The organism is Actinomadura macra NBRC 14102 (genome assembly GCF_001552215.1).
GTDB classification, from domain to species: domain Bacteria; phylum Actinomycetota; class Actinomycetes; order Streptosporangiales; family Streptosporangiaceae; genus Spirillospora; species Spirillospora macra.
This window is the reverse complement of record NZ_BCQT01000015.1, coordinates 61,499-83,677: the sequence shown is the minus strand read 5'-3', so window position 1 is coordinate 83,677 and position 22,179 is coordinate 61,499. Positions and strand designations below refer to the sequence as shown.

At 72.0% G+C, this 22,179-nt stretch carries 22 protein-coding genes; 4 read left to right on the top strand and 18 right to left on the bottom strand.

The window, feature by feature from the left end; genetic code table 11:
- Window positions 1-20: 20 nt before the first annotated feature.
- The 17 genes from AMA02S_RS24315 to rimP form a co-directional block, all read right to left on the bottom strand.
- Window positions 21-518 (bottom strand): transglutaminase-like domain-containing protein, encoded by a 498-nt coding sequence (locus AMA02S_RS24315; protein ID WP_067461710.1) that lies wholly within the window; start codon window positions 516-518, stop codon window positions 21-23.
- Window positions 519-535: 17 nt separating this feature from the next.
- Window positions 536-1,273 (bottom strand): 4-hydroxy-tetrahydrodipicolinate reductase, encoded by a 738-nt coding sequence (gene dapB / locus AMA02S_RS24310; protein ID WP_067461709.1) that lies wholly within the window; start codon window positions 1,271-1,273, stop codon window positions 536-538.
- 30 nt (window positions 1,274-1,303) lie between these two features.
- On the bottom strand, window positions 1,304-1,726 hold the full coding sequence (locus tag AMA02S_RS24305; protein WP_067461708.1) for a phage holin family protein: 423 nt from the start codon (window positions 1,724-1,726) through the stop codon (window positions 1,304-1,306).
- The gene (locus tag AMA02S_RS24300; RefSeq protein ID WP_067461707.1) at window positions 1,723-2,823 is read right to left on the bottom strand and encodes a class II histone deacetylase; all 1,101 of its coding nucleotides are present in this window, start codon (window positions 2,821-2,823) and stop codon (window positions 1,723-1,725) included. The genes AMA02S_RS24305 and AMA02S_RS24300 overlap by 4 nt, the downstream gene beginning before the upstream one ends.
- Window positions 2,824-2,837: 14 nt before the next feature.
- Window positions 2,838-4,157, bottom strand: a complete 1,320-nt coding sequence (locus tag AMA02S_RS24295; protein WP_067461706.1) for a M16 family metallopeptidase — start codon at window positions 4,155-4,157, stop codon at window positions 2,838-2,840.
- A gap of 326 nt (window positions 4,158-4,483) precedes the next feature.
- A complete protein-coding gene (locus AMA02S_RS24290; RefSeq protein ID WP_067461988.1) occupies window positions 4,484-6,814 on the bottom strand; it encodes a polyribonucleotide nucleotidyltransferase in 2,331 nt (776 codons plus the stop codon).
- Between the two features lie 355 nt (window positions 6,815-7,169).
- Complete coding sequence (rpsO, locus tag AMA02S_RS24285) at window positions 7,170-7,439, bottom strand: 30S ribosomal protein S15 (RefSeq protein ID WP_067461705.1); 270 nt, start codon at window positions 7,437-7,439, stop codon at window positions 7,170-7,172.
- A 216-nt stretch (window positions 7,440-7,655) separates the two neighbouring features.
- Window positions 7,656-8,606 (bottom strand): bifunctional riboflavin kinase/FAD synthetase, encoded by a 951-nt coding sequence (locus AMA02S_RS24280; protein ID WP_067461986.1) that lies wholly within the window; start codon window positions 8,604-8,606, stop codon window positions 7,656-7,658.
- A gap of 113 nt (window positions 8,607-8,719) precedes the next feature.
- Window positions 8,720-9,391 (bottom strand): PAQR family membrane homeostasis protein TrhA, encoded by a 672-nt coding sequence (trhA, locus tag AMA02S_RS24275; protein ID WP_067461704.1) that lies wholly within the window; start codon window positions 9,389-9,391, stop codon window positions 8,720-8,722.
- Between the two features lie 178 nt (window positions 9,392-9,569).
- Window positions 9,570-10,448 carry a tRNA pseudouridine(55) synthase TruB gene (gene truB, locus AMA02S_RS24270; RefSeq protein WP_067461703.1) on the bottom strand — a complete coding sequence of 293 codons (879 nt, stop codon included), beginning with the start codon at window positions 10,446-10,448 and terminating at the stop codon, window positions 9,570-9,572.
- A gap of 64 nt (window positions 10,449-10,512) precedes the next feature.
- A complete protein-coding gene (locus tag AMA02S_RS24265) occupies window positions 10,513-11,736 on the bottom strand; it encodes a DHH family phosphoesterase (protein WP_245667800.1) in 1,224 nt (407 codons plus the stop codon).
- Window positions 11,733-12,269, bottom strand: a complete 537-nt coding sequence (gene rbfA / locus AMA02S_RS24260) for a 30S ribosome-binding factor RbfA (protein WP_067461702.1) — start codon at window positions 12,267-12,269, stop codon at window positions 11,733-11,735. Before rbfA ends, AMA02S_RS24265 begins: the two co-directional genes overlap by 4 nt.
- A 35-nt stretch (window positions 12,270-12,304) precedes the next feature.
- The gene (locus tag AMA02S_RS24255) at window positions 12,305-12,601 is read right to left on the bottom strand and encodes a DUF503 domain-containing protein (RefSeq protein ID WP_067461981.1); all 297 of its coding nucleotides are present in this window, start codon (window positions 12,599-12,601) and stop codon (window positions 12,305-12,307) included.
- A 217-nt stretch (window positions 12,602-12,818) separates the two neighbouring features.
- On the bottom strand, window positions 12,819-15,899 hold the full coding sequence (infB, locus tag AMA02S_RS24250; protein ID WP_067461701.1) for a translation initiation factor IF-2: 3,081 nt from the start codon (window positions 15,897-15,899) through the stop codon (window positions 12,819-12,821).
- Window positions 15,900-16,018: 119 nt separating this feature from the next.
- The gene (locus AMA02S_RS40630; protein WP_245667816.1) at window positions 16,019-16,279 is read right to left on the bottom strand and encodes a YlxR family protein; all 261 of its coding nucleotides are present in this window, start codon (window positions 16,277-16,279) and stop codon (window positions 16,019-16,021) included.
- 34 nt (window positions 16,280-16,313) lie between these two features.
- Window positions 16,314-17,438: a transcription termination factor NusA gene (gene nusA, locus AMA02S_RS24245; RefSeq protein WP_218005114.1), complete on the bottom strand. Its 1,125-nt coding sequence runs from the start codon at window positions 17,436-17,438 to the stop codon at window positions 16,314-16,316.
- Window positions 17,439-17,464: 26 nt separating this feature from the next.
- Window positions 17,465-18,127: a ribosome maturation factor RimP gene (rimP, locus tag AMA02S_RS24240; RefSeq protein ID WP_084265542.1), complete on the bottom strand. Its 663-nt coding sequence runs from the start codon at window positions 18,125-18,127 to the stop codon at window positions 17,465-17,467.
- A gap of 267 nt (window positions 18,128-18,394) precedes the next feature.
- On the opposite strand from rimP, the gene AMA02S_RS44305 reads away from it, so the two are divergent.
- The 3 genes from AMA02S_RS44305 (at window position 18,395) to AMA02S_RS24225 (ending at window position 20,976) form a co-directional block, all read left to right on the top strand.
- Window positions 18,395-19,348, top strand: coding sequence for a ferritin-like domain-containing protein (locus AMA02S_RS44305; RefSeq protein WP_245667799.1), 954 nt, complete (start codon window positions 18,395-18,397; stop codon window positions 19,346-19,348).
- An 86-nt stretch (window positions 19,349-19,434) separates the two neighbouring features.
- Complete coding sequence (locus AMA02S_RS24230) at window positions 19,435-19,815, top strand: hypothetical protein (protein ID WP_067461699.1); 381 nt, start codon at window positions 19,435-19,437, stop codon at window positions 19,813-19,815.
- Between the two features lie 99 nt (window positions 19,816-19,914).
- Complete coding sequence (locus tag AMA02S_RS24225) at window positions 19,915-20,976, top strand: TRM11 family SAM-dependent methyltransferase (protein ID WP_067461698.1); 1,062 nt, start codon at window positions 19,915-19,917, stop codon at window positions 20,974-20,976.
- A gap of 5 nt (window positions 20,977-20,981) precedes the next feature.
- Here AMA02S_RS24225 and AMA02S_RS24220 read toward each other — a convergent pair whose 3' ends face one another.
- Window positions 20,982-21,683, bottom strand: a complete 702-nt coding sequence (locus AMA02S_RS24220; RefSeq protein ID WP_067461697.1) for an HAD family hydrolase — start codon at window positions 21,681-21,683, stop codon at window positions 20,982-20,984.
- Between the two features lie 122 nt (window positions 21,684-21,805).
- Between AMA02S_RS24220 and AMA02S_RS24215 the strand changes: the two genes are divergently transcribed.
- The gene (locus AMA02S_RS24215) at window positions 21,806-22,081 is read left to right on the top strand and encodes a hypothetical protein (RefSeq protein WP_157430812.1); all 276 of its coding nucleotides are present in this window, start codon (window positions 21,806-21,808) and stop codon (window positions 22,079-22,081) included.
- Window positions 22,082-22,179: the final 98 nt, after the last annotated feature.

The window sequence follows — 22,179 nt, the reverse complement described above, 5'->3', positions numbered from 1 at the left end:
GGACGGTCGGCGCGAAGGCGTCAGCCGAGCGTGGTGGGAAGGACGGCGGACTTCAGGGCGTCCAGCACGGCCGGCGGTGGGACGGCGTGGACCGTGGGGTGGACGGGGGTGTCCGGGTAGGCGAGACGATCCTCGGACGGGGAGAAGGCGAGGTCGGTGCCCCGGGGGTCGAGACGGACCCACAGGTCGTCGACGAGGGCGGCGGTGAGACTGTGGAGGACGTCGAACCGCTGGTAGCACAGACCCGCCTGAATGCCGCCGGCGCGGAGCAGGGCGACGTAGGCGTGGGCCTTGGCGAAGCAGAGCCCGCTGCCCTGGGCGAGCGTGTCCGAGGCGCGCCAGGCGGTCGCTTCGAGGGAGTGGGTGATCTCGTCGCGGACGTACTCGAACGCGGACCGGGCATAGTCGATGTCGTCGCCCGTGCGCAGTCGCGCGGCGGTCGACTGGACGAGCGGGTGCTCGATGTCGATCGCCTCGGACGCGCCGAGGTAGTCCCAGGGGTCGGCGGCGAAGTCCATCACGGGCCGAAGTCCCCTCACAGGCCGAGGAGCGACTCTATGCCGAGGGTGAGGCGGTCGGGCTGGTCGGCCACGTTGCGGACGGCGAGGAGGACGCCCGGCATGAAGGACTCGCGGTTCATCGAGTCGTGGCGGAGGGTGAAGATCTCGCCGTGGCCGCCGAGGATCACCTCCTGGTGCGCGACGGCGCCGGAGAGGCGGACGGCGTGGACGTGCACCCCGTCCACGTCCGCGCCGCGGGCGCCGTCGAGGCCGGAGGTGGTGGCGTCGGGAGGCGGGGCGACGCCGGCCTCCGCCCGGGCGGCGACGATCAGCTCGGCGGTGCGGTAGGCGGTGCCGGACGGGGCGTCGGCCTTGTTCGGGTGGTGCGTTTCGACGATCTCGACGGACTCGAAGAAGGGGGCGGCCTTCTGCGCGAAGTGCATCATCAGGACGGCGCCGATGCCGAAGTTGGGCGCGATGAGGACGTTGCCCGGCGCGTCCGGCAGCCAGGAGCGGACGGTGTCGAGGCGGGAGGGGTCGAAGCCCGTGGTGCCGACGACCGCGTGGAGGCCGTGCTTGATGCACCACTGGAGGTTGTCCATCACCACGCCCGGGTGGGTGAAGTCGACGACGACGTCGGCCGTGGCGAGCGCGTCGAGCGCGTCGTCCTGGTCGACGGCGGCGGCGAGCTCCATGTCGTCCGCGCCCTGCACGGCCCGGCACACCTCGGCCCCCATCCGGCCGCGCGCGCCCAGCACCCCAACCTTGATCACGTGTTTCCTCCCGGCTAGCGTGCGTCGAGCCTACCGGTCGGGGGCTTCGTCCCGGATGCGGTCCCCGTCCCCCACGAACAGGTTGAGCAGCCAGCTGACGACCCCGATGATGATCGCGCCCCAGAACGCGGGCCAGAACCAGTCCACATGGAAGGGCAGGTCCAGCTTCCCGGCGATCCAGCTTGTCAGCATGAGCAGGGCCGCGTTCACCAGCAGGGCGAACAGGCCCAGCGTGAGGACGTAGAACGCGCAGCCCAGCACCTGGATCACCGGTTTGAGGACGGCGTTGATGACGCCGAAGATGGCCCCGACCGCAAGCAGGGTCAGCGCCTTCTCGCCGGTGCTCCCGGCGGTGAGGTCGATCCCGTCCAGCAGCGCCTGCGCCACCCACAGCGCCACCGCGGAGATCACGATTCTGATCAGGATCTTCACCCGTGGCCGATACCCGATCATGGGCGAGGTCTAACGGCCTCCAGGTCGAGTGCCGCGGCGGCCCGGGCGACGGCCTCGCGCTGGTGGGGGGCGAGTTCCTGGCCGGGGATCGTGAGCAGGGCGTCCAGGAAGGGGTCGGTGACGGGGGTGCGGACGCCGGCGAGGGTCTCCACGACGGCGAGGCCGCAGAACGGGACGTACTCCGGTGAGTAGCCGCCCTCGTGGGCGGCGATGACGGGGGCGCCCAGCGACAGGACGCGGGAGGTCAGCGCCCGGTACGCGGCGGAATTCAGTGCCATCCGGGCGAGCGGGTCGAAGGCGCTCGCGTCGAAGCCCGAGGCCACGAAGACCAGTTCCGGCTCGAACGCCCGGACGGCGGGCTCGACGACCCGATCGAACGCCTCCAGGTAGGCGCCCGCACCCGAGCCCGCCGGGAGCGGAATGTTGACCGTGAACCCCTCGCCCGGGCCGGTACCGCGTTCGGCGACGCCGCCGGACGCCTCGGGGAACAGCCCGTCCTGGTGCAGTGAGATCGCCAGTACGCCCGGGTCCGCCTCGAAGATCGTCTGGGTGCCGTTGCCGTGGTGGACGTCCCAGTCGACGACCGCGATCCGGCTCAGGCCGCGCGAGCGGGCGTGCTCGGCGGCGACGGCGATGTTGCCGAACATGCAGAACCCGATCCCCCGGTCGGGCACGGCGTGATGCCCCGGCGGGCGGACGAGCGCGTAGGCGTGGGAGACCGTTCCGGACAGGACGGCGTCGACCGCGGTGATGACGCCGCCGGCGGCGAGCGCGGCGATGTCGTAGGAACCGGGCCCGAAGGGCGACTCACCGTCGCCGGCGTCGCCGCCGCCGGCCTCCGACAGCTCCCGCATCCGGGTCACATGCGCCTCGGTGTGGACGCGCAGCAGCTCGTCCCTGGTCGCGGGACGAGGCTTCAGCGGCACCAGCGCGTCCAGCAGGCCGCTCACCTCGACCAGGTTCCGGAACCGCCGTTTGGTGTCCGGGTGGTCGGGGTGCCGCAGCGGCTCCAGGTACCCGCCGGCGGGCGCGCCGAGCGGACCGGACCCGGTGTCGTGCCAGAAGTAGCGCTCGTGGCAGATCCAGCCGGTCGCCATGTCAGCCCGCCAGGTCAGCGGGAGAAGTCGCGGTCACCGACCGGGCCGATGACCGTCAGGGCCTGCGGGGCGTCCAGCACCTCGCGGGCGATGGCGCGGACGTCGTCGAGCGTGACGGCCTCGATGCGGGCGAGGACCTCCTCGACGGGCAGCAGCGACTCGTAGACCAGCTCGCTCTTGCCGATGCGGCTCATGCGGGAGCCGGTGTCCTCCAGGCCGAGCACCATCGCGCCGCGCAACTGTCCCTTCCCGCGCTCCAGTTCCTCCGCGCTGAGGCTCTCGCCGACGACCTTGCCGACCTCGTCCCGGCAGATCGACAGGACCTCCTCGACCTTGCCGGGCTGGCAGCCGGCGTACACGCCGAAGATCCCGGAGTCGGCGTACTGGGCGGTGTAGCTGTAGACCGAGTAGGCGAGGCCGCGTTTCTCCCGCACCTCCTGGAACAGCCGCGAGGACATGCCGCCGCCGAGCGCCGCGTTCAGCACGCCGAGCGCGAAGCGGCGCTCGTCGGTGCGGCTCACCCCGGCGGCGCCGAGCACGATGTGCGCCTGCTCGGTGTCCTTGTCGATCACCCGGGTACGCGGGTCGACGGGCACGGGCGCGCCGTTCAGCCGGGGTGCGGCGGGCGCGGCGTCGCCGGTCAGGTGCTCGGCGAACGCGCGCGACACCAGCCGGACGACCTCGTCGTGGTCGATGTTGCCCGCGACCGACACCACGAGGTTGGACGGGACATAGTGCTCGCGGTAGTAGCCGTGGATGCGCTCGCGGGTCAGCGCGTTGATCGAGTCGACGGTGCCGAGGATGGGGCGGCCGAGCGGCGTGTCCCCGTACAGGGCGATGGCGAACTCGTCGTGGATGAGGTCGCCGGGGTCGTCGTCGCGCATGTGGATCTCTTCGAGGATCACCCCGCGCTCGGCCTCGACGTCCTCGGGACGGTTGACCGACGCCGCCACCATGTCGGACACGACGTCCACGGCGAGGGGCAGGTCGGAGTCGAGGACCCGCGCGTAGTAGCAGGTGTACTCCTTGGCGGTGAACGCGTTGAGGTCGCCGCCGACCGCGTCGATCGCCGCGGAGATCTCCAGCGCCGACCGGGTCCTGGTGCCCTTGAACAGGACGTGTTCCAGGTAGTGGCTGGCGCCCGCGTCCGGGACCGCCTCGTCACGGGAGCCGACGCCGGACCAGATGCCGAACGCCGCGGACCGGACGGTCGGCATCGTCTCGGTGATCACGCGCAGCCCGCCGGGCAGGACGGTACGGCGCACCGCGCCGGCCCCCTCGGTGTGGATCGTGGTGGTGGTGCCGGGCTCCTGCGCCCGCGCCGGCAGGGTCAACGGTGCTCCTTTGCAGCGTCCTTGGCGCCGGGCCCCTTGGGGGCCCTCCTTCGGCGGGCACTGCGTGCGATCGCTGCATCGCTTCCGACTCGCCCTGGCGGGCTCGCTTCGCGATCAGTTTCTCGCAAGCTCGCAACTGCCTTCGGACGCGATCGCGACGCTCTGGGTTGTCGACGGTTGAGGCGGTGGCTGGGGTTGAGTTGTGTTCGCGGTCGTTGTGCCGCCGTGCCCGCGGCGATCGCCGTGTCGTTCCCGCCGCCTGCCGGAGTCGGGCGCTGGAGCGCCTTTCTCCGGCGGGCGGCGCGGCGATCGCTGCATCGCGGTGGTCAGGAGTTCCGCTGGCCGGAGTCGTCGCCGCGGCGTGTGCGGCGGCGGCGGGGCGCGCGGCGGTCGTCGTCGTCACGGCGCTCCCGGCGCTCGCCGGAGTCGTCGTCCGCGGACGCCTCGGCCGGGCCTTCGTCGCCCGCCCCGGCGCGGTCGGCGGCCTCGCGGTCGACGACCTCGACCGGCACCAGCGACAGCTTGCCCCGCTGGTCGATCTCGGTGACCTCGACCTGGATCTTCTCGCCGACACCGATGACGTCCTCGACGTTCTCGATCCGGGCTCCACCGTGCAGCTTGCGGATCTGCGAGACGTGCAGCAGGCCGTCCTTGCCGGGCAGCAGCGACACGAACGCGCCGAACGTGGTGGTCTTGACGACCGTGCCGAGGAACCGCTCGCCGACCTCGGGCATGTGCGGGTTGGCGATGGCGTTGATCGCCTGCCGCGCGGCCTCGGCGGACGGGCCGTCGGTGGCGCCGACGTAGATCGTGCCGTCGTCCTCGATCGTGATGTCGGCGCCGGTGTCGTCCTGGATCGAGTTGATCATCTTGCCCTTGGGGCCGATGACCTCGCCGATCTTGTCGACCGGGACCTTGATCGTGATGATCCGCGGCGCGTTCGGGCTCATCTCGGCCGGAGCCTCGATGGCCTCCTGCATCACGTCCAGGATCGCCAGGCGGGCGCCCTTGGCCTGCTTGAGCGCCGCGGCCAGCACCGAGGCCGGGATGCCGTCGAGCTTGGTGTCCAGCTGCAGCGCGGTGATCACGTCACGGGTGCCGGCGACCTTGAAGTCCATGTCGCCGAACGCGTCCTCGGCGCCGAGGATGTCGGTCAGCGTGACGTACTCGCCGCCCTCGTGGATCAGGCCCATCGCGATGCCCGCCACCATCTGCTTGAGCGGCACGCCCGCGTCCAGCAGCGACATGGTGGACGCGCAGACCGAGCCCATCGAGGTGGAGCCGTTGGAGCCGAGTGCCTCCGACACCTGCCGGATCGCGTAGGGGAACTCCTCGCGGGTCGGCAGCACCGGGATCAGCGCGCGCTCGGCGAGGGCGCCGTGCCCGATCTCGCGCCGCTTGGGCGAGCCCACCCGGCCGGTCTCGCCGGTGGAGTAGGGCGGGAAGTTGTAGTTGTGCATGTAGCGCTTGGTGCGCTCGGGGTTGAGCGTGTCGATCATCTGCTCCATGCGGAGCATGTTCAGCGTCGTCACGCCCAGGATCTGGGTCTCGCCGCGCTCGAACAGCGCCGAGCCGTGCACGCGCGGGAGCACGTGGGCCTCCGCGGTGAGCTGGCGGATGTCCTTCAGCCCGCGGCCGTCGATGCGCAGCCCGTCACTGATGACCCGCTCGCGGACGAGCTTCTTCGTGACGGCGCGGAACGCGGCGGAGATCTCCTTCTCGCGGCCCTCGAACTCCTCCGCGAGCTTCTCGGCGGCGCCGGCCTTCAGCTCGTCCAGCCGGGCCTCGCGCTCCTGCTTGCCGGCGATGGTCAACGCCTGGGCGAGGTCCCCGGCGACGGCGGCGGTGACGGCGTCGAGCACGTCGTCCTGGTAGTCGAGGAAGACCGGGTACTCGGCGGTCTCCTTGGCGGCCACCGCGGCGAGGTCGCTCTGCGCCTTGCACAGCACCTTGATGAACGGCTTGGCCGCCTCCAGGCCCTGCGCGACGGTCTCCTCGGTGGGCGCGGTGGCGCCCTCGCCGATGAGCTTCAGTGTGTCGCGGGTGGACTCGGCCTCGACCATCATGATCGCGACGTCGCCGTCCTCCAGCGTCCGGCCGGCGACGACCATGTCGAAGGTCGCGCGCTCGAGCTCGGGGTGGGTCGGGAAGCCGACCCACTGGCCGTCGATCAGCGCGACGCGCACGCCGCCGATCGGGCCGGAGAACGGCAGTCCGGCCAGCTGCGTGGACATCGAGGCGGCGTTGATCGCCACGACGTCGTACAGGTGGTCGGGGTGCAACGCCATGATCGTCTCGACGACCTGGATCTCGTTGCGCAGCCCCTTGGCGAACGACGGGCGCAGCGGCCGGTCGATCAGCCGGCAGGTGAGGATCGCGTCCTCGGACGGACGGCCCTCGCGGCGGAAGAACGAGCCGGGGATGCGCCCGGCGGCGTACATCCGCTCCTCGACATCCACGGTCAGCGGGAAGAAGTCCAGGTTGTCCTTGGGCTTCTTGGACGCGGTGGTCGCCGACACCACCATCGTCTCGTCGTCGAGATAGGCGACGGCCGAGCCGGCCGCCTGGCGGGCCAGCCGGCCCGTCTCGAAGCGGATGGTACGGGTGCCGAACGTGCCGTTGTCGATCACGGCCTCGGTGCTCTGCGCACCGTCGATGCGCACGGCTTCTGTCACGGGAAACCTCCTCAGGGTTCCTTCATCGGTCCTCGCGGCCGTTTCCCGTGGCTTTCACGCTGCCGGTCTTCGATCGAAGCACCCGGATCGGTGCCCGCCGGCGCGGCGGGAGAATCCGGAAGCCACTACCGAGGACCGGCCCGCACCAGCGGTGTCCGCGAGGCTTGTCTCCAGTTTGGCGGCCCGGCCCCGACCGTGGTCGGCCGGGCGGCCGTTGTACCGGAGGCCGGACCGCACGGCCGGGCCTCCGGGGTGACCGGGCGGGGCGCCGCGAGTCGCCGCGGCCCTCCCGGTCATAAAGAGAGGGAGTGGCCCGGCAGGCCACTCCCTCACCGTGCTAGCGGCGCAGACCGAGTCGCTCGATCAGCTTCCGGTAGCGGTTGATGTCCTTGTTGCTCAGGTACTTCAGGAGCCGGCGACGCTGGCCGACCAGCAACAGCAGCCCACGGCGGCTGTGGTGGTCGTGCTTGTGCTCCTTGAGGTGCTCGGTGAGATCGTTGATCCGCCGGGTCAGCAGCGCGACCTGGACCTCCGGGGATCCGGTGTCACCCTCAGTGGTCGCGTACTCGGCGATGATCTGCTTCTTCGTAGCGGTGTCGAGCGACACGTGGCTCCTTCAGTGAGGTCGTCACCCGCAGATCCCGGGCCCGGTGGGCGAGCGGGTCCGCATGGTGCGTGTTAAGAGAGTGGCGAGCCGCATGAGGGTGCAGCCAGCCGCGCCGGGGCCCTTCCCGGCGACTATTCACCGTACCATGCCCGAAAGCCACCCCGTCACGGTATGGAATCGGGGTGATCACGCCGTGTATGCCCGCTTCAGCAAGAATCACCGGGTGTCGACGGTGATCTCTCGGGCGCTCGCGACGTCCCGGTGCATCTCCTCGATCAGCGCCTCGACGGAGTCGAACTTCAGGGTGTCGCGGATGCGGGCGACGAAGTCGGCGGCCATGTGCTCGCCGTAGAGGTCGAGGTCGTCGCGGTCGAGCGCGTACGCCTCGACGGTCCGCTCCCCCGCGCCCTCGAACGTCGGGTTGGTCCCGATCGAGATGGCGGCGGGCCAGCGGAAGCCCGGGTAGCGGTCGGAATCGCAGACCAGCCAGCCCGCGTACACCCCGTCCGCCGGGATCGCGGTGTGCGGCAGCGTCTCCAGGTTCGCGGTGGGGAATCCGAGCGCCCGGCCGCGCTGGTGACCGCGCACGACGATGCCCTCGACGCGGTGCGGGCGCCCGAGCGCGGTGGCGGCGGCGGCGACGTCCCCGGTCTCCAGCCGCGTGCGGATGTAGGTGGAGGAGATCGTGTCGCCGTTGGCGACCAGCGGCATGCCCGCGGCGGTGAAGTCGTACTTCTCGCCGAGCTCCCGCAGCAGCGCGACGTCCCCCTTGGCGCGGTGGCCGAACCGGAAGTCCTCGCCGACGATCACGTGGGCGGCGTGCAGCCGGTCGACGAGCACCGACTGGACGAACTCGTCCGGCGGCACCTTGGACAGTTCGAGCGTGAACGGTACGACCAGGACGGCGTCGGTGCCGAGGCCCTCCAGCAGCTCGATGCGGCGCTTGGTGGAGGCCAGCAGTGGCGGATGTGTGCCGGGCCGGACGACCTCGTCCGGGTGCGGATCAAAGGTGATCACCACGGAGCGCAACCCGCGGCGGCGGGCCTCCTCCGCGGCGGCCCCGACGATGCGTTGGTGCCCGCGGTGCACTCCATCGAACACCCCAATGGTCACCACCGAACGGCCCCAGTCGGCGGGAACCTCGTCGAGGCCAAGCCAGCGCCGCACCATGCTCTCCCTGCGTAGGACGTGAGTGCCCGGTCTTCTCCTGCGGTCTAAGGGTGCCATGCGGGGGAGCGTGGGGTTGCATCCAGGGTCGGGGTCCCGGCTGAGCCGGCGGCTCAGGCCGACTGGTAGACGACCAGCGACACCGCGATGTACTGCAGGACGTAGGCGGCGAGCGTGCAGGCGTGGAAGACCTCGTGGAAACCGAACCAGCGCGGCGAGGGGTTCGGGCGGCGCAGTCCGTACACGACGCCGCCGAGGCTGTAGCAGATGCCACCGAGCGCGACCATCACACACGCGACGACCCCGGCGCCGGACAGGAACTGCGGCAGGAAGAACACCGCGACCCAGCCGAGGACGATGTAGAGCGTCACGTAGAGCGCGCGCGGTGCGCCGATCCAGATCGTCCGAAAGACGACCCCGGCGATGGCGCCCGTCCAGACGATCGCGAGGACGCAGGCACGGACCGCCCCGTCCAGCGCCAGCACGGCGAACGGGGTGTAGGTCCCGGCGATGATCAGGTAGATGTTGGCGTGGTCGAACCGGCGCAGGACCTCGATGAGCCGGTGCGACCGCTGCCGGTGGTAGGTGCCCGAGATGCCGAACAGCATTCCCGAGGTCGCCACGTAGAGCGCGGACGCGAGCCGGGCCTGCGGGGTGGGCCCGAGCGCGACCAGGACGAGCCCCGCGACCAGCACCGCCGGGAACGCGCCGAGGTGGAGCCAGCCGCGCAGCCGGGGGCGGGTGGGGGACGGCACCTGGGGCTCGCCGGTCTCGAGGGCGGTCATGGAACGCCTCCTCACCAATCAACCTACGGTTACGTAGGTTACCCGACCGTAGGTTGCTCTGCACGGAGCCCCGGGGGTGACGCTCGCCACGGGACATCCCATTGCTCCCCTACAAGTTCGGCAGCGCCGACATAGCCAAGGACCTCAAGACCTTCCTCGGGCAGGAGAAGGACGGCTTCTAGGAGACGAACACGGCGAGGGGCTTGGCGAGGCCACCCTGCTCCTCGACCAGGGCCAGGAGGGTCCCGTCGGGCGCGAACACGCCCACGGGGCCCGGGCCCTGCCCGGCCGCGGTGAGCCGTCCGCCGTGCGCGATCCTGCGGGCGTCGTCGTCGGACACGTCGCGGCGTGGGAAGGCGGAGGCGACCGCCTCTCCCATCGGCAGGATCTCCATCGCCACGGCCAGTTCGTCCAGCGTGCGGGCCATGCCCAGGTCGTACGGGCCGACACGGGTGCGGCGTAGCGCGGTCAGGTGCCCGCCGCAGCCGAGGGACCCGCCGAGGTCGCGGGCCAGCGCCCGGATGTAGGTGCCGGACGAGCAGGCCACGGACGCGTCGACGTCGACCACGTCGCCATGCCGCCAGACACCGGTCACCGCGAACGAGTGCACCGTCACCGGGCGGGCCTTCAGTGCGACCTCCTCGCCCTTGCGGGCCATCTTGTACGCCCGCTCGCCGTTCACCTTGATCGCACTGACCTGCGGCGGGACCTGCTCGATCGGCCCGGTCAGCGCCGCGATCCCGGCCTCCAGCGCGGTATCGGAGACCGTCGCGGCGGACGCGGTCGCCGTGATCTCGCCCTCGGCGTCGTCGGTGTTGGTCGACTCGCCCAGCCGGATCGTCGCGTCGTAGCCCTTCTCCGTCAGCGCCAGATGCCCGAGCAGGCGGGTGGCCTTGCCGACGCCGACCACCAGGACGCCCGTCGCCATCGGGTCGAGCGTGCCCGCGTGGCCGACCCGCCGCGTCCGCGCAAGCCGCCGCATGCGGCCGACCACATCGTGTGACGTCCAGCCGGCCGGCTTGTCCACGATGACAAGCCCCGATTCAACCGATTCCACCTGTGCTCCGAACCCGTCGGGTGAGTCGCGCTGCCGTCTCTGTCATGCACCGCGGTCTTCTCTGTCACGCACTGCCGTCGCCGGGGACGCGCAGCGCTCCCCGCAGCCGGTCGATGATCCAGGCGGGCTCCCCGCCCATGGTGAACGCGGCGGCGGTACGGTGCCCGCCCCCGCCGAGCTCGACGCAGGCGCGGCCGACGTCCACCGAGCCCTTGGCCCGGGTGGAGACGTACCATTCACCCTTGTCGGTCTCCTTCAGCACGACCGCCACCTCGGCCTCGTCGGTCCGCCTGAGCTGGTCGATCACGCCTTCGAGCTGGTCGTAGGGGACGTCCCGGCAGTCCCGGTCGGCCCGGGCGATCGTCGTCCAGACCAGGCCGAGGCCGCCCGCCGCGTCCCGCTCCAGCCGGGCCCGCGCCAGCGCGCCCGCCAGGACCTGAAGGTAACCGAACGGAGCGCGGTCCCACAGCTCCCGGCTGACGGCGTCCGGCCGCACGCCCGCCGTCAGCAGCCGTCCCGCGAGGTCGTGGACCTCGGGCGTCGTGCACGGGTACTTGAACGAGCCGGTATCGCTGGCGAGCCCCGCGTACAGGCCTTCGGCGATGGCGCCGTCGAGGGGGACGCCGAGACGCCGGATCAGCTCCTCGACCAGGACCGCGGTGGCGGCGGCGTCCGGGTCGACCAGCCGTACCCCGCCGAACTCGGTGTTGGAGGCGTGGTGGTCGACGACGATCAGGGAACGGGCCCGCCCGGCGCGCGCGGCGAGCGACCCCAGCCGCGCCTGGCCCGCCGCGTCCAGCGAGACCATCAGCGCGGGCGCCTCGGGCATCCGGTCGGGCTCGACCAGCAATTCCTGCCCCGGCAGGAACCGCAGGATCGCCGGAACGGTGAAGGGCTCGCCGAACGAGGCCAGGCACTGCTTGCCGAGCGAGCGCAGGGCCTGCCCCAGCGCGAGCATCGAGCCGAGCGCGTCCCCGTCCGGCGCCACGTGGCAGACGAGGCAGACCTCGTCGGCGGAGCGGATCAGCTCGACCGCCCGCTCCCACTCCAACTGCCCGCCGAGATGCGCGCCCGCCGGCGCCGGGCCGGCGGACGCCACGGACTCCGGAGCCGCGAGGCCGTTCGGCGCCGGGCCCTTCACCGGCGGTGCCGGAGCCGCGGCCCGCGCCGCGTCGGCGCGCGGGACGATGTCGTGGCCCCCCGCGGAGTGCCCGCCCGCGTCGTGCGTGGAGCAGCGCCGCGTCCACCCCGCACCCGGCGTCTCCGCGCGCCCGTCAGGCCCGCTCACGATGACGGGCGGCCCGATCGGCCGTCCTCGCCGCCCCCCGCCGCGTCACGGCCGTCGAAGTCGTCTTCGTCCTCCTCGCCCGCGTCCTCCTCGCCCACGTCCCCGTCCTCGTCCTCGTCGGGCTCGCGGTAGGGGTTGGCGTCACCGGCGTGGGAGGCGCCCTGCGCCGCCCTGGCGACCTCGGCGTCCCTCGCGCGGGCCTGCGCCAGCAGGTCGTCGATGTGCGCGGCGTTCTCCATCAGGGAGTCCATGACGAAGGTAAGGCTCGGCGTGTGCCGGACACCGGTCTTGCGGCCCACCTCCGTACGGATGACGCCCTTGGCGCTCTCCAGCGCGGCGGCCGTCTCGGCGCGCTCCCCGTCCGACCCGTACACCGTGTAGTAGACGGTGGCGTCGCGCAGGTCGTTGGTGATGCGGGTGTCGGTCACGGTGACGAAACCGAGCCGCGGATCCTTGATCCGGCGCTCCAGCATCTCCGCCACGATCTGCTGGATGCGGTCGGCGAGCTTGCGCGCCCGAGCTGCGTCCACCATGATCGCACTCCCTTTCCGTACTCCTCGCGACGAACTCAGTCGTCGTCGTTGAAGAGCCGCTGCCTGGCCGACAGCAACTCGATCTCCGGCCGCCCCGCCACCAGCCGTTCGCACTGGTCGAGCACCTGGGTGCAGTTGGCCGCGGTGGCCGAGACCACCGCCACACCCAGTTCCGCCCTGCGATGCAGGTCGTTGTCGCCTGTCTCGGCGACGGCCACCGCCGGGAAGTGCTTGTGCACCTCGGCGATGATGGGCCGCAGCACCGACCTCTTCTGTTTCAGCGACCGGACGTCGCCGAGAAGCAGGTCGAGCGTCAGAGCACCCACGTACACCTGTTCGATCACCTCGTGATCCGCATAGATGAAACGACGACGGCCGGTCGCCGTGTTCCCGAAACCGCCTCCGTTGGCGGCCGGGCCGGACATGACAGACGCCAGGCTAGAAGATCCGCCTGGCGTCGGGGCACCGATGAGTCGATCACTCGGTCGGTGAGGCCGCCCGGCCGCGCGGACCCACCCGAAGGAGGGGCCGCGCGGCCGTGCTGGAGCCTCAGTCGCGGGGCTTCTCCCGCATCTCGAAGCACTCGATGACGTCACCGAGCTTGATGTCGCTGTAGCCGACACCGATACCGCACTCGAAGCCCTCGCGGACCTCGGTCGCGTCGTCCTTGAACCGCCGCAGCGAGGACACCGTGAGGTTGTCCGACACCACGACGCCGTCGCGGACGAGCCGGGCCTTGGCGTTGCGCTGGATGATCCCGGAGGTGACCATCGAACCGGCGACGTTGCCGATCCGCGGCACCTTGAAGATCTCGCGGACCTCCGCGGTGCCGAGCTGGACCTCCTCGAACTCCGGCTTGAGCATGCCCTTGAGGGCCGCCTCGATCTCCTCGATCGCCTGGTAGATGATCGAGTAGTAGCGGATGTCGACGCCCTCGCGGTCGGCCAGTTCCTGCGCGTTGCGCTCGGGCCGCACGTTGAAGCCGATGATGACCGCGCCCTCGGACGCCAGCGAGAGGTTGACGTCGTCCTGCGTGATCGCACCGACACCGCGCCGGATGATCCGCAGGTTGACCTCCTCGCCCACGTCGATCTTGAGCAGCGAGTCCTCCAGGGCCTCCACCGAACCGGACACGTCGCCCTTGAGGATGAGCAGCAGTTCCTGCCGCTCGCCCCGCTCCAGGTCCTTGAACAGCTCTTCCAGGGAGCTGCTCTTGCGGCTCTTGAGCAGTTCGGCGTTGCGCTTGCGCGCCACCCGCTTGTCGGCGATCTGCCGGGCGATCCGGTCGTCCTCGACGACCAGGAAGTTGTCGCCCGCACCGGGCACGGCCGCGAGGCCGAGCACCAGCACCGGACGGGACGGGCCCGCCTCCTCGACGTTGTTGCCGTTCTCATCCAGCATCGCCCGGACGCGGCCGTTGGCCACGCCGCAGACGATCGAGTCGCCGACCCGGAGCGTGCCGCGCTGGACCAGCACGGTCGCCACGGCGCCCCGGCCCTTGTCCAGGTTGGCCTCGATGGCCGAGCCCTGGGCGGGCATGTCGGGGTTGGCCTTCAGGTCGAGCTCGGCGTCGGCGGTCAGGATGACCGCCTCCAGCAGACCGTCGATGTTGATGCCCTCGCGGGCGGACACGTCGACGAACTGCGTCTGCCCGCCGAACTCCTCGGCGACCAGGCCGTACTCGGTGAGCTGGGCCCGGACCCGGTTCGGGTCGGCGCCCTCGACATCGATCTTGTTGACCGCGACCACGATCGGCACTCCGGCCGCGGTGGCGTGGTCGATCGCCTCAGTGGTCTGCGGCTTGACGCCGTCGTCCGCGGCGACCACCAGCACCACCAGGTCGGTGGTGTCGGCACCACGGGCACGCATGGCGGTGAACGCCTCGTGGCCCGGGGTGTCGATGAAGGTGATCTTGCGTTCTTCGCCGTCGACCTCGGTCTCGACCTGGTAGGCGCCGATGTGCTGGGTGATGCCGCCGGCCTCGCCCGCCTGCACGTTGGCCTTCCGGATGGCGTCCAGAAGCTTGGTCTTACCGTGGTCGACGTGGCCCATGACGGTGACCACCGGCGGACGGGACTGGAGGTTCTCCTCGCCGCCCTCGTCCTCGCCGTACTCGATGTCGAAGGACTCCAGCAGCTCGCGGTCCTCGTCCTCGGGGCTGACGACCTGGACGTCGAAGTCCAACTCCAGCCCGAGGGCCTGGAGGTCGTCGGGGTCCACCGACTGGGTCGCGGTGACCATCTTGCCGAGGTGCATCATGATCGCGACGAGCGACGCCGGGTTGGCGCCGATCTTCTCGGCGAAGTCGGTCAGGGACGCGCCCTGCGGCAGCCGGATGGTCCGGCCGTTGCCGCGCGGGGCCTGCACACCGCCGACGGCGGGTGCCTGCATGTTCTCGAACTCCTGGCGGCGCGCCCGCTTCGACTTGCGTCCGCGCGCGGGGCGCCCACCGGGGCGCCCGAAGGCGCCCTGCGTGCCGCCTCGGCCGCGGCCGCCGCCACCGGGACGGGGGCCGAAGCCACCGCCCGGACGGCCACCGCCGCCACCACCGGCACCGGCGCGGGGGCCACCGAAGCCGCCGCCACCGCCACCGGGACGACCGCCGCCACCGGGACCACGGCCACCGCCACCGCCACCGGGACCGCGACCGCCGCCACCGGGACCACGGCCACCGCCACCGCCTCCGCCGGGACCGCCGCGCCCGGGGGCGCCTGCGGGCCGTGAGGACGGCATGTTCATCGGGCTCGGCCGCGGGCCGCCCGGCCGGGGCGGCATACCGCCCGGGTTGGGGCGGGGACCGCCGGCGCCTGGGCCGCCGCCGGGACGGCCGCCCGCGGGACGCGGCCCGCCCGGACGGTCGCCGCCGCGGGGAGGACGCTCGTCACGCTCGGGACGGTCGCCACCAGGGCGCGGACCGGGACGCGGGCCCGGCTTGGGCGACTGGCCCATCCCGGTGTTGGTCGAGCTGAACGGGTTGTTGCCCGGACGCGGCCGGCCGCCGCCTCCGCCGCCACCCCCGCCGCCCTGACGCGGACCGGGACGCGGGCCCGGCTTGGGCGCGCGAGGACCCGGCTTGGGGCCGGCCCCGGGCCCGGCCCCGGCGCCGGGGCCACGGCCGCCGCCGCTGGTGGGGGCGGGCGCGGGCGGCGCACTCGGCGCCTGTGCCGCGGGCGCGTTCACCGGCGTGCTCGGCGCCGGCGGAACGGGCGGACGCGGGCCCGGCTTCGGTCCCGCGGGGCTCCCCGCGGGACCGCTGCCAGGGCTGCTGGCCGGCGTGCCGGGGACCGGCTTGGGCGCGGGCGGGCGCGGAGCCGCTGGCCGCGGGGCCTGCGGGCGGGCACCCTGCCCGTCGGAGGGGCCATTGGAGGACCCACCGGTTGCGCCGCCAGGCGGCCCCGGGCGCGGCCCGGACGGACGCGGACCCGAGGGCCTCTTCGGCCCGCCGCGCTTGTCCCCCTGCTTGGAAGACGAAGAATTGGAAAAGGCTTCGGTAAGCCTGCGAACGACTGGCGCCTCTATCGTGGAGGACGCCGACCGTACGAACTCGCCCATCTCCTGGAGCTTGGCCATGACGACCTTGCTCTCGACACCGAACTCTTTGGCGAGCTCGTATACCCGGACCTTGGCCACTGCACTCCCTACTCGGTCCGGGGGTGCGGCCTCCGGACCGTCGCTAACGTGCCGTACTCATCGCGGCGTGCTCATCGAGCGCTCATAGCAATCTCGACCTGCTTCCGACTAGACGTCGCTTACCGTTGGTCATCCTGCTGCTGTCGTGCCTGCTCTGCAAGCCTCGCTCGCAGCACACCTGAATCGAGCGGTCCCGGCAGACGGAACGCCCGCGGGAACGCCCGACGCCGCTCTGCGAGCTCGAAACAGGCCAGGTCGGGGTGCACATGGGCGCCCCGTCCCGGCAGCCGCCCGCGGGGATCGGGGACGAGGACGTCCTCGACCACCACCAGGCGCAGCAAGTCGGACTTGACCGTGCGAACCCGGCAGCCCACGCACATGCGTCGCGGAGCCACCCGGCCACGTGACATGAGTCTACCGCGCCGAGGCGTCGGCGGGACCTGTCGCATGCTCTCCTGACGTAGAAGATCCTGATTCGCCGGAATTGTCCCCACTCGGGGCAGGCCGCTCCCGCGACGGCGCGGCCGTTTCCGGCCCCGGACGGCGTGGGGGCGCCTCGGCGCGGGCCGCGCCGGTGGCGTCCGCCGGCTCGGTGTCGGACCGGATATCGATCCGCCACCCGGTGAGCCGCGCGGCGAGCCGGGCGTTCTGCCCCTCCTTGCCGATGGCGAGGGAGAGCTGGTAGTCCGGCACGATCACCCGGGCGACCCGGCCGTCCGCGTCCACGACCTCGACGGCCGAAACCCGCGCGGGCGACAGCGCGTTCCCGACGAACTCCGCCGGGTCCTCCGACCAGTCCACGATGTCGATCTTCTCGCCGTGCAACTCCGCCATCACGTTGCGAACGCGGCTGCCGAGCGGACCGATGCAGGCCCCCTTGGCGTTCACCCCCGCCTTCCGCGACCGCACCGCGATCTTGGTGCGGTGGCCGGCCTCGCGGGCGATGGCGGCGATCTCCACCGTGCCGTCGGCGATCTCCGGGACCTCCAGCGCGAACAGCTTGCGGACGAGGTTCGGGTGCGTCCGCGACAGCTGCACCGAAGGACCGCGGTGGCCCTTGCGGACCTGCACCACGTAGGCGCGCAGCCGCTCGCCGTGCTCGTACCGCTCGCCGGGCACCTGCTCCTGCGGTGGCAGGACGGCCTCGATCTTGCCGAGGTCGACCAGCACGTTCCGCGGGTCCTTGCCCTGCTGGATGATGCCGCTGACGATGTCGCCCTCGCGGCCCGCGTACTCGCCGAACGTCAGCTCGTCCTCGGCGTCCCGCAGCCGCTGCAGGATGACCTGCTTGGCGGTCGTCGCCGCGATGCGCCCGAATCCGGTCGGTGTGTCGTCGTACTCCCGGAGGGCCGTGCCCTCCTCATCGGTCTCGGTCGCCCAGACCGTGACGTGCCCGCTCTGCCGGTCCAGCTCGACGCGGGCCTTGGGCGCCGCGCCCTCCGTCCGGTGGTAGGCGATCAACAGGGCGTCTTCGATGGCCTTGACGGCCACGTCGAGCGAGATGTCCTTCTCGCTCTCCAGGCCGCGCAGGGCGGTCATGTCGATGTCCACGAGGTGTCCCCCCTCTAGTCCGGCTCAGCCGGAGAACGCGTTTCGTCGGCCGCGCCGGAGTCGTTCCCCCTGGAACTGCCCCGGGGAGCCTTGAACTCCACCTGCACCCGGCCGCGCCCCAGCTCGCCAAGGCCGAACCGGCGCCGCGCCACCTTCGGCCCGGCGGTCTTCGACCCAGCGGACTTGCCGCCGCCCCGGCCGCCGGCTCCCTTGCCCCGGCGCACCTCCGCGACGTCGATCTCGACGGCCTCGTCATCGGCCGCCACCACGCGGCCCTCGATCTGGCCGCCCTCGGTCAGCGGGACGGCGACCAGCCGGCCCACCGCGCGGCGCCAGTGCCGCGGCTCGGTGAGCGGACGGTCGACCCCCGGCGAGGTCACCTCCAGCACGTACGGCGAGGTGCCCATGACGTCGGAGGCGTCCAGCAGCGCGGAGGACCGCTCGCTGACCCGCGCGACGTCGTCCAGCCCGACCCCGCCGTCGCCGTCCACGACGATCTTGACCAGCCGGCGCCGGCCGGCGGGGCGGACGTCGACCTCCTCCAGGTCGAAACCGGCCTCGGCCACGACAGGCGCCAGCAGCCGGGTCAGCTCCGCGACGACCGCCTCGCGGGTCGGCCGCGCCGTTCCCTCGCCGCGGCCCCCCTGAGCGCGGTCACCGCGGGACTCGACGCTCATGGGACCCTCCTCTTGTTGTGCTCTTGCGCGATCCTCGCCCGCGAATGAGCGCGGGGCGGCGCCTGCGCTGAAATCACCGCTCGTCCGTTGACTCTTCAAGACTATCGACAGCCGGACACCGCAGGGGTCCTTCGAACAGCTCACCGGCGCGCCGGATATGGAATGCTTGAGCTGGCCCGATGGACGAGTCCCGGACGACGACCGGTTCCCGTCCGATCCTCGTCCGATACGGGCCGCCACCACGACATACCGGGTGAGGAGACGCCCTTGCCAGCGGCCGTGTTCTCGCGCCGGGCGATGCTGGGCGGGGCCGCGGCGTTGGCCCTGCCCTGGTTGTGCGGATGCACCGCGGAGGCGGCGCCGCGCCGGGACGTGGCCGTGCTCAGCGCCGCCATCGCCTCCGAACGGGACCTCATCGCCACCTACGAGGCGGCCCGGAAGGCGGACGCCTCGCTCGCCGGCCGGATCGATCCCGTCCTGGCCCACCACCGCGAGCACTTGGCGGTGCTGCGGCGCCACTACGTGCCCGGGTCGGGCGACCGGGCGGGCGAGGGCAGCTCCATCCCGGCCCCGCGCGCGGCCACCTTGCCGTCCGGTGGGGCGGGGATCCTCGCAGCGTTGCGGAAGGCGGAGGAGCGCGCGGCACTGGCGCGCCGGGAGGACGCCGGCCGGGCCGGTCCCGGGCTGTCCCAGCTCCTGGCGAGCATCGGCGCCTGCGAGGCGGGCCACGCGGGAACGGTACGGCCGCCGACGCCCCGCGACGCCCCGAAGTCCGATGTACGGGCGCTCCAAACGGCGCTGGCGGCCGAGCATGCCGCCGTGTACGGCTATGGCGTGCTCGGGGCCCGCCTGCGCGGGACGCCTCACCAGACCGCCAAGGCCGTCTGGGACGCGCACCGCACGCAACGCGACCGGCTGATCTCGATCCTCTCGGTCCCGCCGGTCGCGGCGGCCCCGGCCTACCGGCTCCCGGTACGGGTCACGTCCGCACGCGGGGCGGCCCAGCTCGCGGCGGCGCTGGAGGAGGGGGTGGTCCCCGCCTACGTCGGCTTGGCCGGGGCGTCCTCCCCCGACCTGCGGCATCTCGCGGCCGACAACGCCCAGATCGCAATGGCCCGCGCGGCGCGCTGGCGGCAGACCGCCGGGGCGCCGGGCCCGTCCGCCGCGTTCCCCGGGCTGCCTCCCACGGCGCTGTCACCGCGTCCCGAACCGGGTGAGTGATCTTGCGCACTCCGGGGAACGAAAGGGCTTCCAATACGCGTTGATCCCTTTTGTACTGGATCACTCGGGGGAGGAGCCCAGACGGCATGACGCAGACCCCGCACGGGAACGGAACCGGTGGGCGGACCGCCCTGGACGAGCTCCGCGCCGCCTACCACGAACAGCTGACGCAGCTCGCGACCGAGCGTGACGAGGCGCGGCGCCAGGCCCGCCGGGCCAAGGACGAGGCCGCCGTCGCCCGCGCCGAGCTCGCCAGCCTCGCCAACCGCGTCCACGATCTGCTGAACGCCGCCGCGCGGCATCTTCCGGACCTTCCGGCGATCGAGGCGCCGGCCGCGCCCGCCGCGCTCCCGGCCGCCCCGGAATCGCAGGCTGCCCCGGAACCGCAGGCCGAGGAGCCCAAGCGCAAGGCGAACGACAGGCGGAACGCCCGGGGGGCGAAGAGGCGGCCCGTTCGGGCGGGCTGACCGGAGGGCGGCGGCCCGGCCGCGGGTCCGCGAGAAGACAGCCCGGACGTGTCCGGCGGCCTCCTCGAACGCTCCCCCGACGCTGCTAATGTCGACCGAATGACCGCGTACGGCCTCCTCGTCTCCCCATCGCACAACAGGGTCTATGCACAGGCCGCAGCAGACCTGGTGAAGGCGGAACTGTCGGTCTTCAGCGAACGGGCGCTCGGCGGGCGCGTCGAGGACATCGCGGAGACCTCCATCGGCGGCGTCCCGTACGTGACGTTCACGGCGGACGGCCTCTCCGAGACCGACGTCCGCCTCCTGTCCAACCTGTCGTCCCTGTACGCGCTGTTCGAGATCGAGGACGGCGGCCTGCTCCGCCCCGTGCCACTCGCGCCCCTGGACGTGTTCGGCAGCGACCTGCTCACCATCCAGAAGTACTCCGGCAAGACGAACGAGTACTTCACCAAGCTGTTGCTGAACGTGACGGCCCTGGCGTCCGACGCGCCCCTGGATCTGATCGACGGGCGGCCTCGCGTCCTCGACCCCATGTGCGGCCGCGGCACCACCCTCAACCAGGCGATGATGTACGGCCTGGACGCCGCCGGGATCGATATCGACCGTAAGGACTTCGACGCCTACGCCGCGTTCATCAAGACCTGGCTGAAGAACAACCGTGTCAAGCACCAGGCACAGGTCGCCAACGTCCGGCGGGAGAAGTCCGTTCTCGGGCGCCGCCTGCACATCACTCTCGGCGCGTCCAAGGAGCGCTACAAGAGCGGCGAGACGATGGAGATCACCGTCGTGAACGCCGACTCGCTCGGCGCGGGACAGTTCTTCCGTCCCGGCTCGTTCGACCTCATCGTGACGGACGCACCGTACGGGGTCCAGCACGGCAGCCGTCCCAAGGGCGCGCAGCCCGGCCGCAACGGCAGGCCGGAGCTGTCGCGCAGCCCGGTGGAGTTGCTGTCGGCGGCCGTCCCGGAGTGGGCGGGGCTCCTGCGCACCGGCGGCGCCATCGGCATCTCCTGGAACACCTTCGTCGGCCGCCGCGACGAACTGGCCGACATCCTCGCCTCCAGCGGCCTCGGCGTCCGGGACTCGGACGCCTATCAGGGCTTCCGCCACCGCGTCGACCAGGCCATCTCCCGTGACCTGATCGTCGCGACGAAGGAGTAGGCCCGTCAGGGCGCCGCCCAGCGCTCGATGTGCGGGAGCAGTTCCTCCAGGTCGTGGATGAGGGCGTCGGGCGGTGTGAGGCCCGGCCGCGTGAATGCGGGGGTGGTCTGGTGCCAGACCTGAACGGCACGCAGACCGGCCGCCTTGGCCCCGTGGATGTCGTCATAGGGGCGGTCGCCGACGAAGACGCAGGAGGCGGGGTCGGTGGCGCCGACCGCGTCCATGGCCGTGCGGAACGCCTCGGCGTGGGGCTTGGTCCAGGGGATCTCGCTGGAGTAGACGGCACCGTCGAGAAGGTCGAGGACCTCGTCGCGGGCGAAGACGCGCTCGTGCCAGTCGCGGCTGCACATCGTGTTGGACAGGACGCCGATCTTGATGCCGCGCCCGCGGAGCGCGCGGAACAGGGCGGGGACGGCCGGATCGGTGTGGGTGTGCGGCGTCCAGCTCTCGAAGTGGGCGTCGAGGAGGGCGTCGGTGGCCTCGACGCCGGCGATCTCGAACAGTTCGGTGAGCGTGGCGCTGCGGTGCTCCTCGGTGCCGCGGCGCCACAGCTCCAGCTCCGCACCGGCGAGCGCGGTGGCGGCCTTCTCGAGAGCGTCCGCGGGAAGGTGCGCGGAGCAGATCGCGCGCCACATGTCGTCCAGCTCGACGTCGTGCCACGGGGTCAGCGTGCCGCCCCAGTCGAAGATCACTGCCTGTACGCCCATGTCGGGATGGTAACCACCGATATGCCGACCTTGGGAGCGTCTGGCCCGGAACGGTCCGGTGAATAGGCCGTCCGGCAGCGGGGATACCGGTCCGGTCAGTGGAGCCGAACCTGGAGGGCCCGATGACCGAGCGCAAGCCCGGTGAGGACCGTGACTTCCGCGATGACATGGACGACATGGGCGACGACGAGCAGGCGGAGGAGATCGCCCTGACCGAGCAGTACGTCCAGGACCCGCCCGAAGAGCACGTCATCGAGGAACCGGAGGACAGCAGGGACGGCGGCGTCGGCATCACCGAGTACGAACGGCAGACGACCGATGAGGACCAGCGGGAGCCCTGGCCGGACCCCGACCCGCCCGCCGAGTCCGACGCGGTGAACCCCACTCGAAGGCCATAGGAGAGGGGCGCGGCGGTCGGTAAATTCTGGCCGTACACGAGGTGGCGAGAGTCACTTTGCGGTTCTGTGACCCGGTCGCGGGGAATGTCGTAGGGAAA

What these genes read in the sequence shown, in the direction of transcription:
- AMA02S_RS24315 (WP_067461710.1), bottom strand. Translation starts at nt 518, where the DNA reads ATGGACTTCGCCGCCGACCCCTGGGACTACCTCGGCGCGTCCGAGGCG.
- AMA02S_RS24305 (WP_067461708.1), bottom strand. Translation starts at nt 1,726, where the DNA reads ATGATCGGGTATCGGCCACGGGTGAAGATCCTGATCAGAATCGTGATC.
- AMA02S_RS24300 (WP_067461707.1), bottom strand. Translation starts at nt 2,823, where the DNA reads ATGGCGACCGGCTGGATCTGCCACGAGCGCTACTTCTGGCACGACACC.
- trhA (WP_067461704.1), bottom strand. Translation starts at nt 9,391, where the DNA reads ATGACCGCCCTCGAGACCGGCGAGCCCCAGGTGCCGTCCCCCACCCGC.
- rbfA (WP_067461702.1), bottom strand. Translation starts at nt 12,269, where the DNA reads ATGGTGGACGCAGCTCGGGCGCGCAAGCTCGCCGACCGCATCCAGCAG.
- AMA02S_RS40630 (WP_245667816.1), bottom strand. Translation starts at nt 16,279, where the DNA reads ATGTGCGTGGGCTGCCGGGTTCGCACGGTCAAGTCCGACTTGCTGCGC.
- nusA (WP_218005114.1), bottom strand. Translation starts at nt 17,438, where the DNA reads ATGACCGCCCTGCGCGGCCTGGAGAGCGAGAAGGACATCTCGCTCGAC.
- rimP (WP_084265542.1), bottom strand. Translation starts at nt 18,127, where the DNA reads ATGAGCGTCGAGTCCCGCGGTGACCGCGCTCAGGGGGGCCGCGGCGAG.
- AMA02S_RS24230 (WP_067461699.1), top strand. Translation starts at nt 19,435, where the DNA reads ATGACGCAGACCCCGCACGGGAACGGAACCGGTGGGCGGACCGCCCTG.
- AMA02S_RS24225 (WP_067461698.1), top strand. Translation starts at nt 19,915, where the DNA reads ATGACCGCGTACGGCCTCCTCGTCTCCCCATCGCACAACAGGGTCTAT.
- AMA02S_RS24220 (WP_067461697.1), bottom strand. Translation starts at nt 21,683, where the DNA reads ATGGGCGTACAGGCAGTGATCTTCGACTGGGGCGGCACGCTGACCCCG.
- AMA02S_RS24215 (WP_157430812.1), top strand. Translation starts at nt 21,806, where the DNA reads ATGACCGAGCGCAAGCCCGGTGAGGACCGTGACTTCCGCGATGACATG.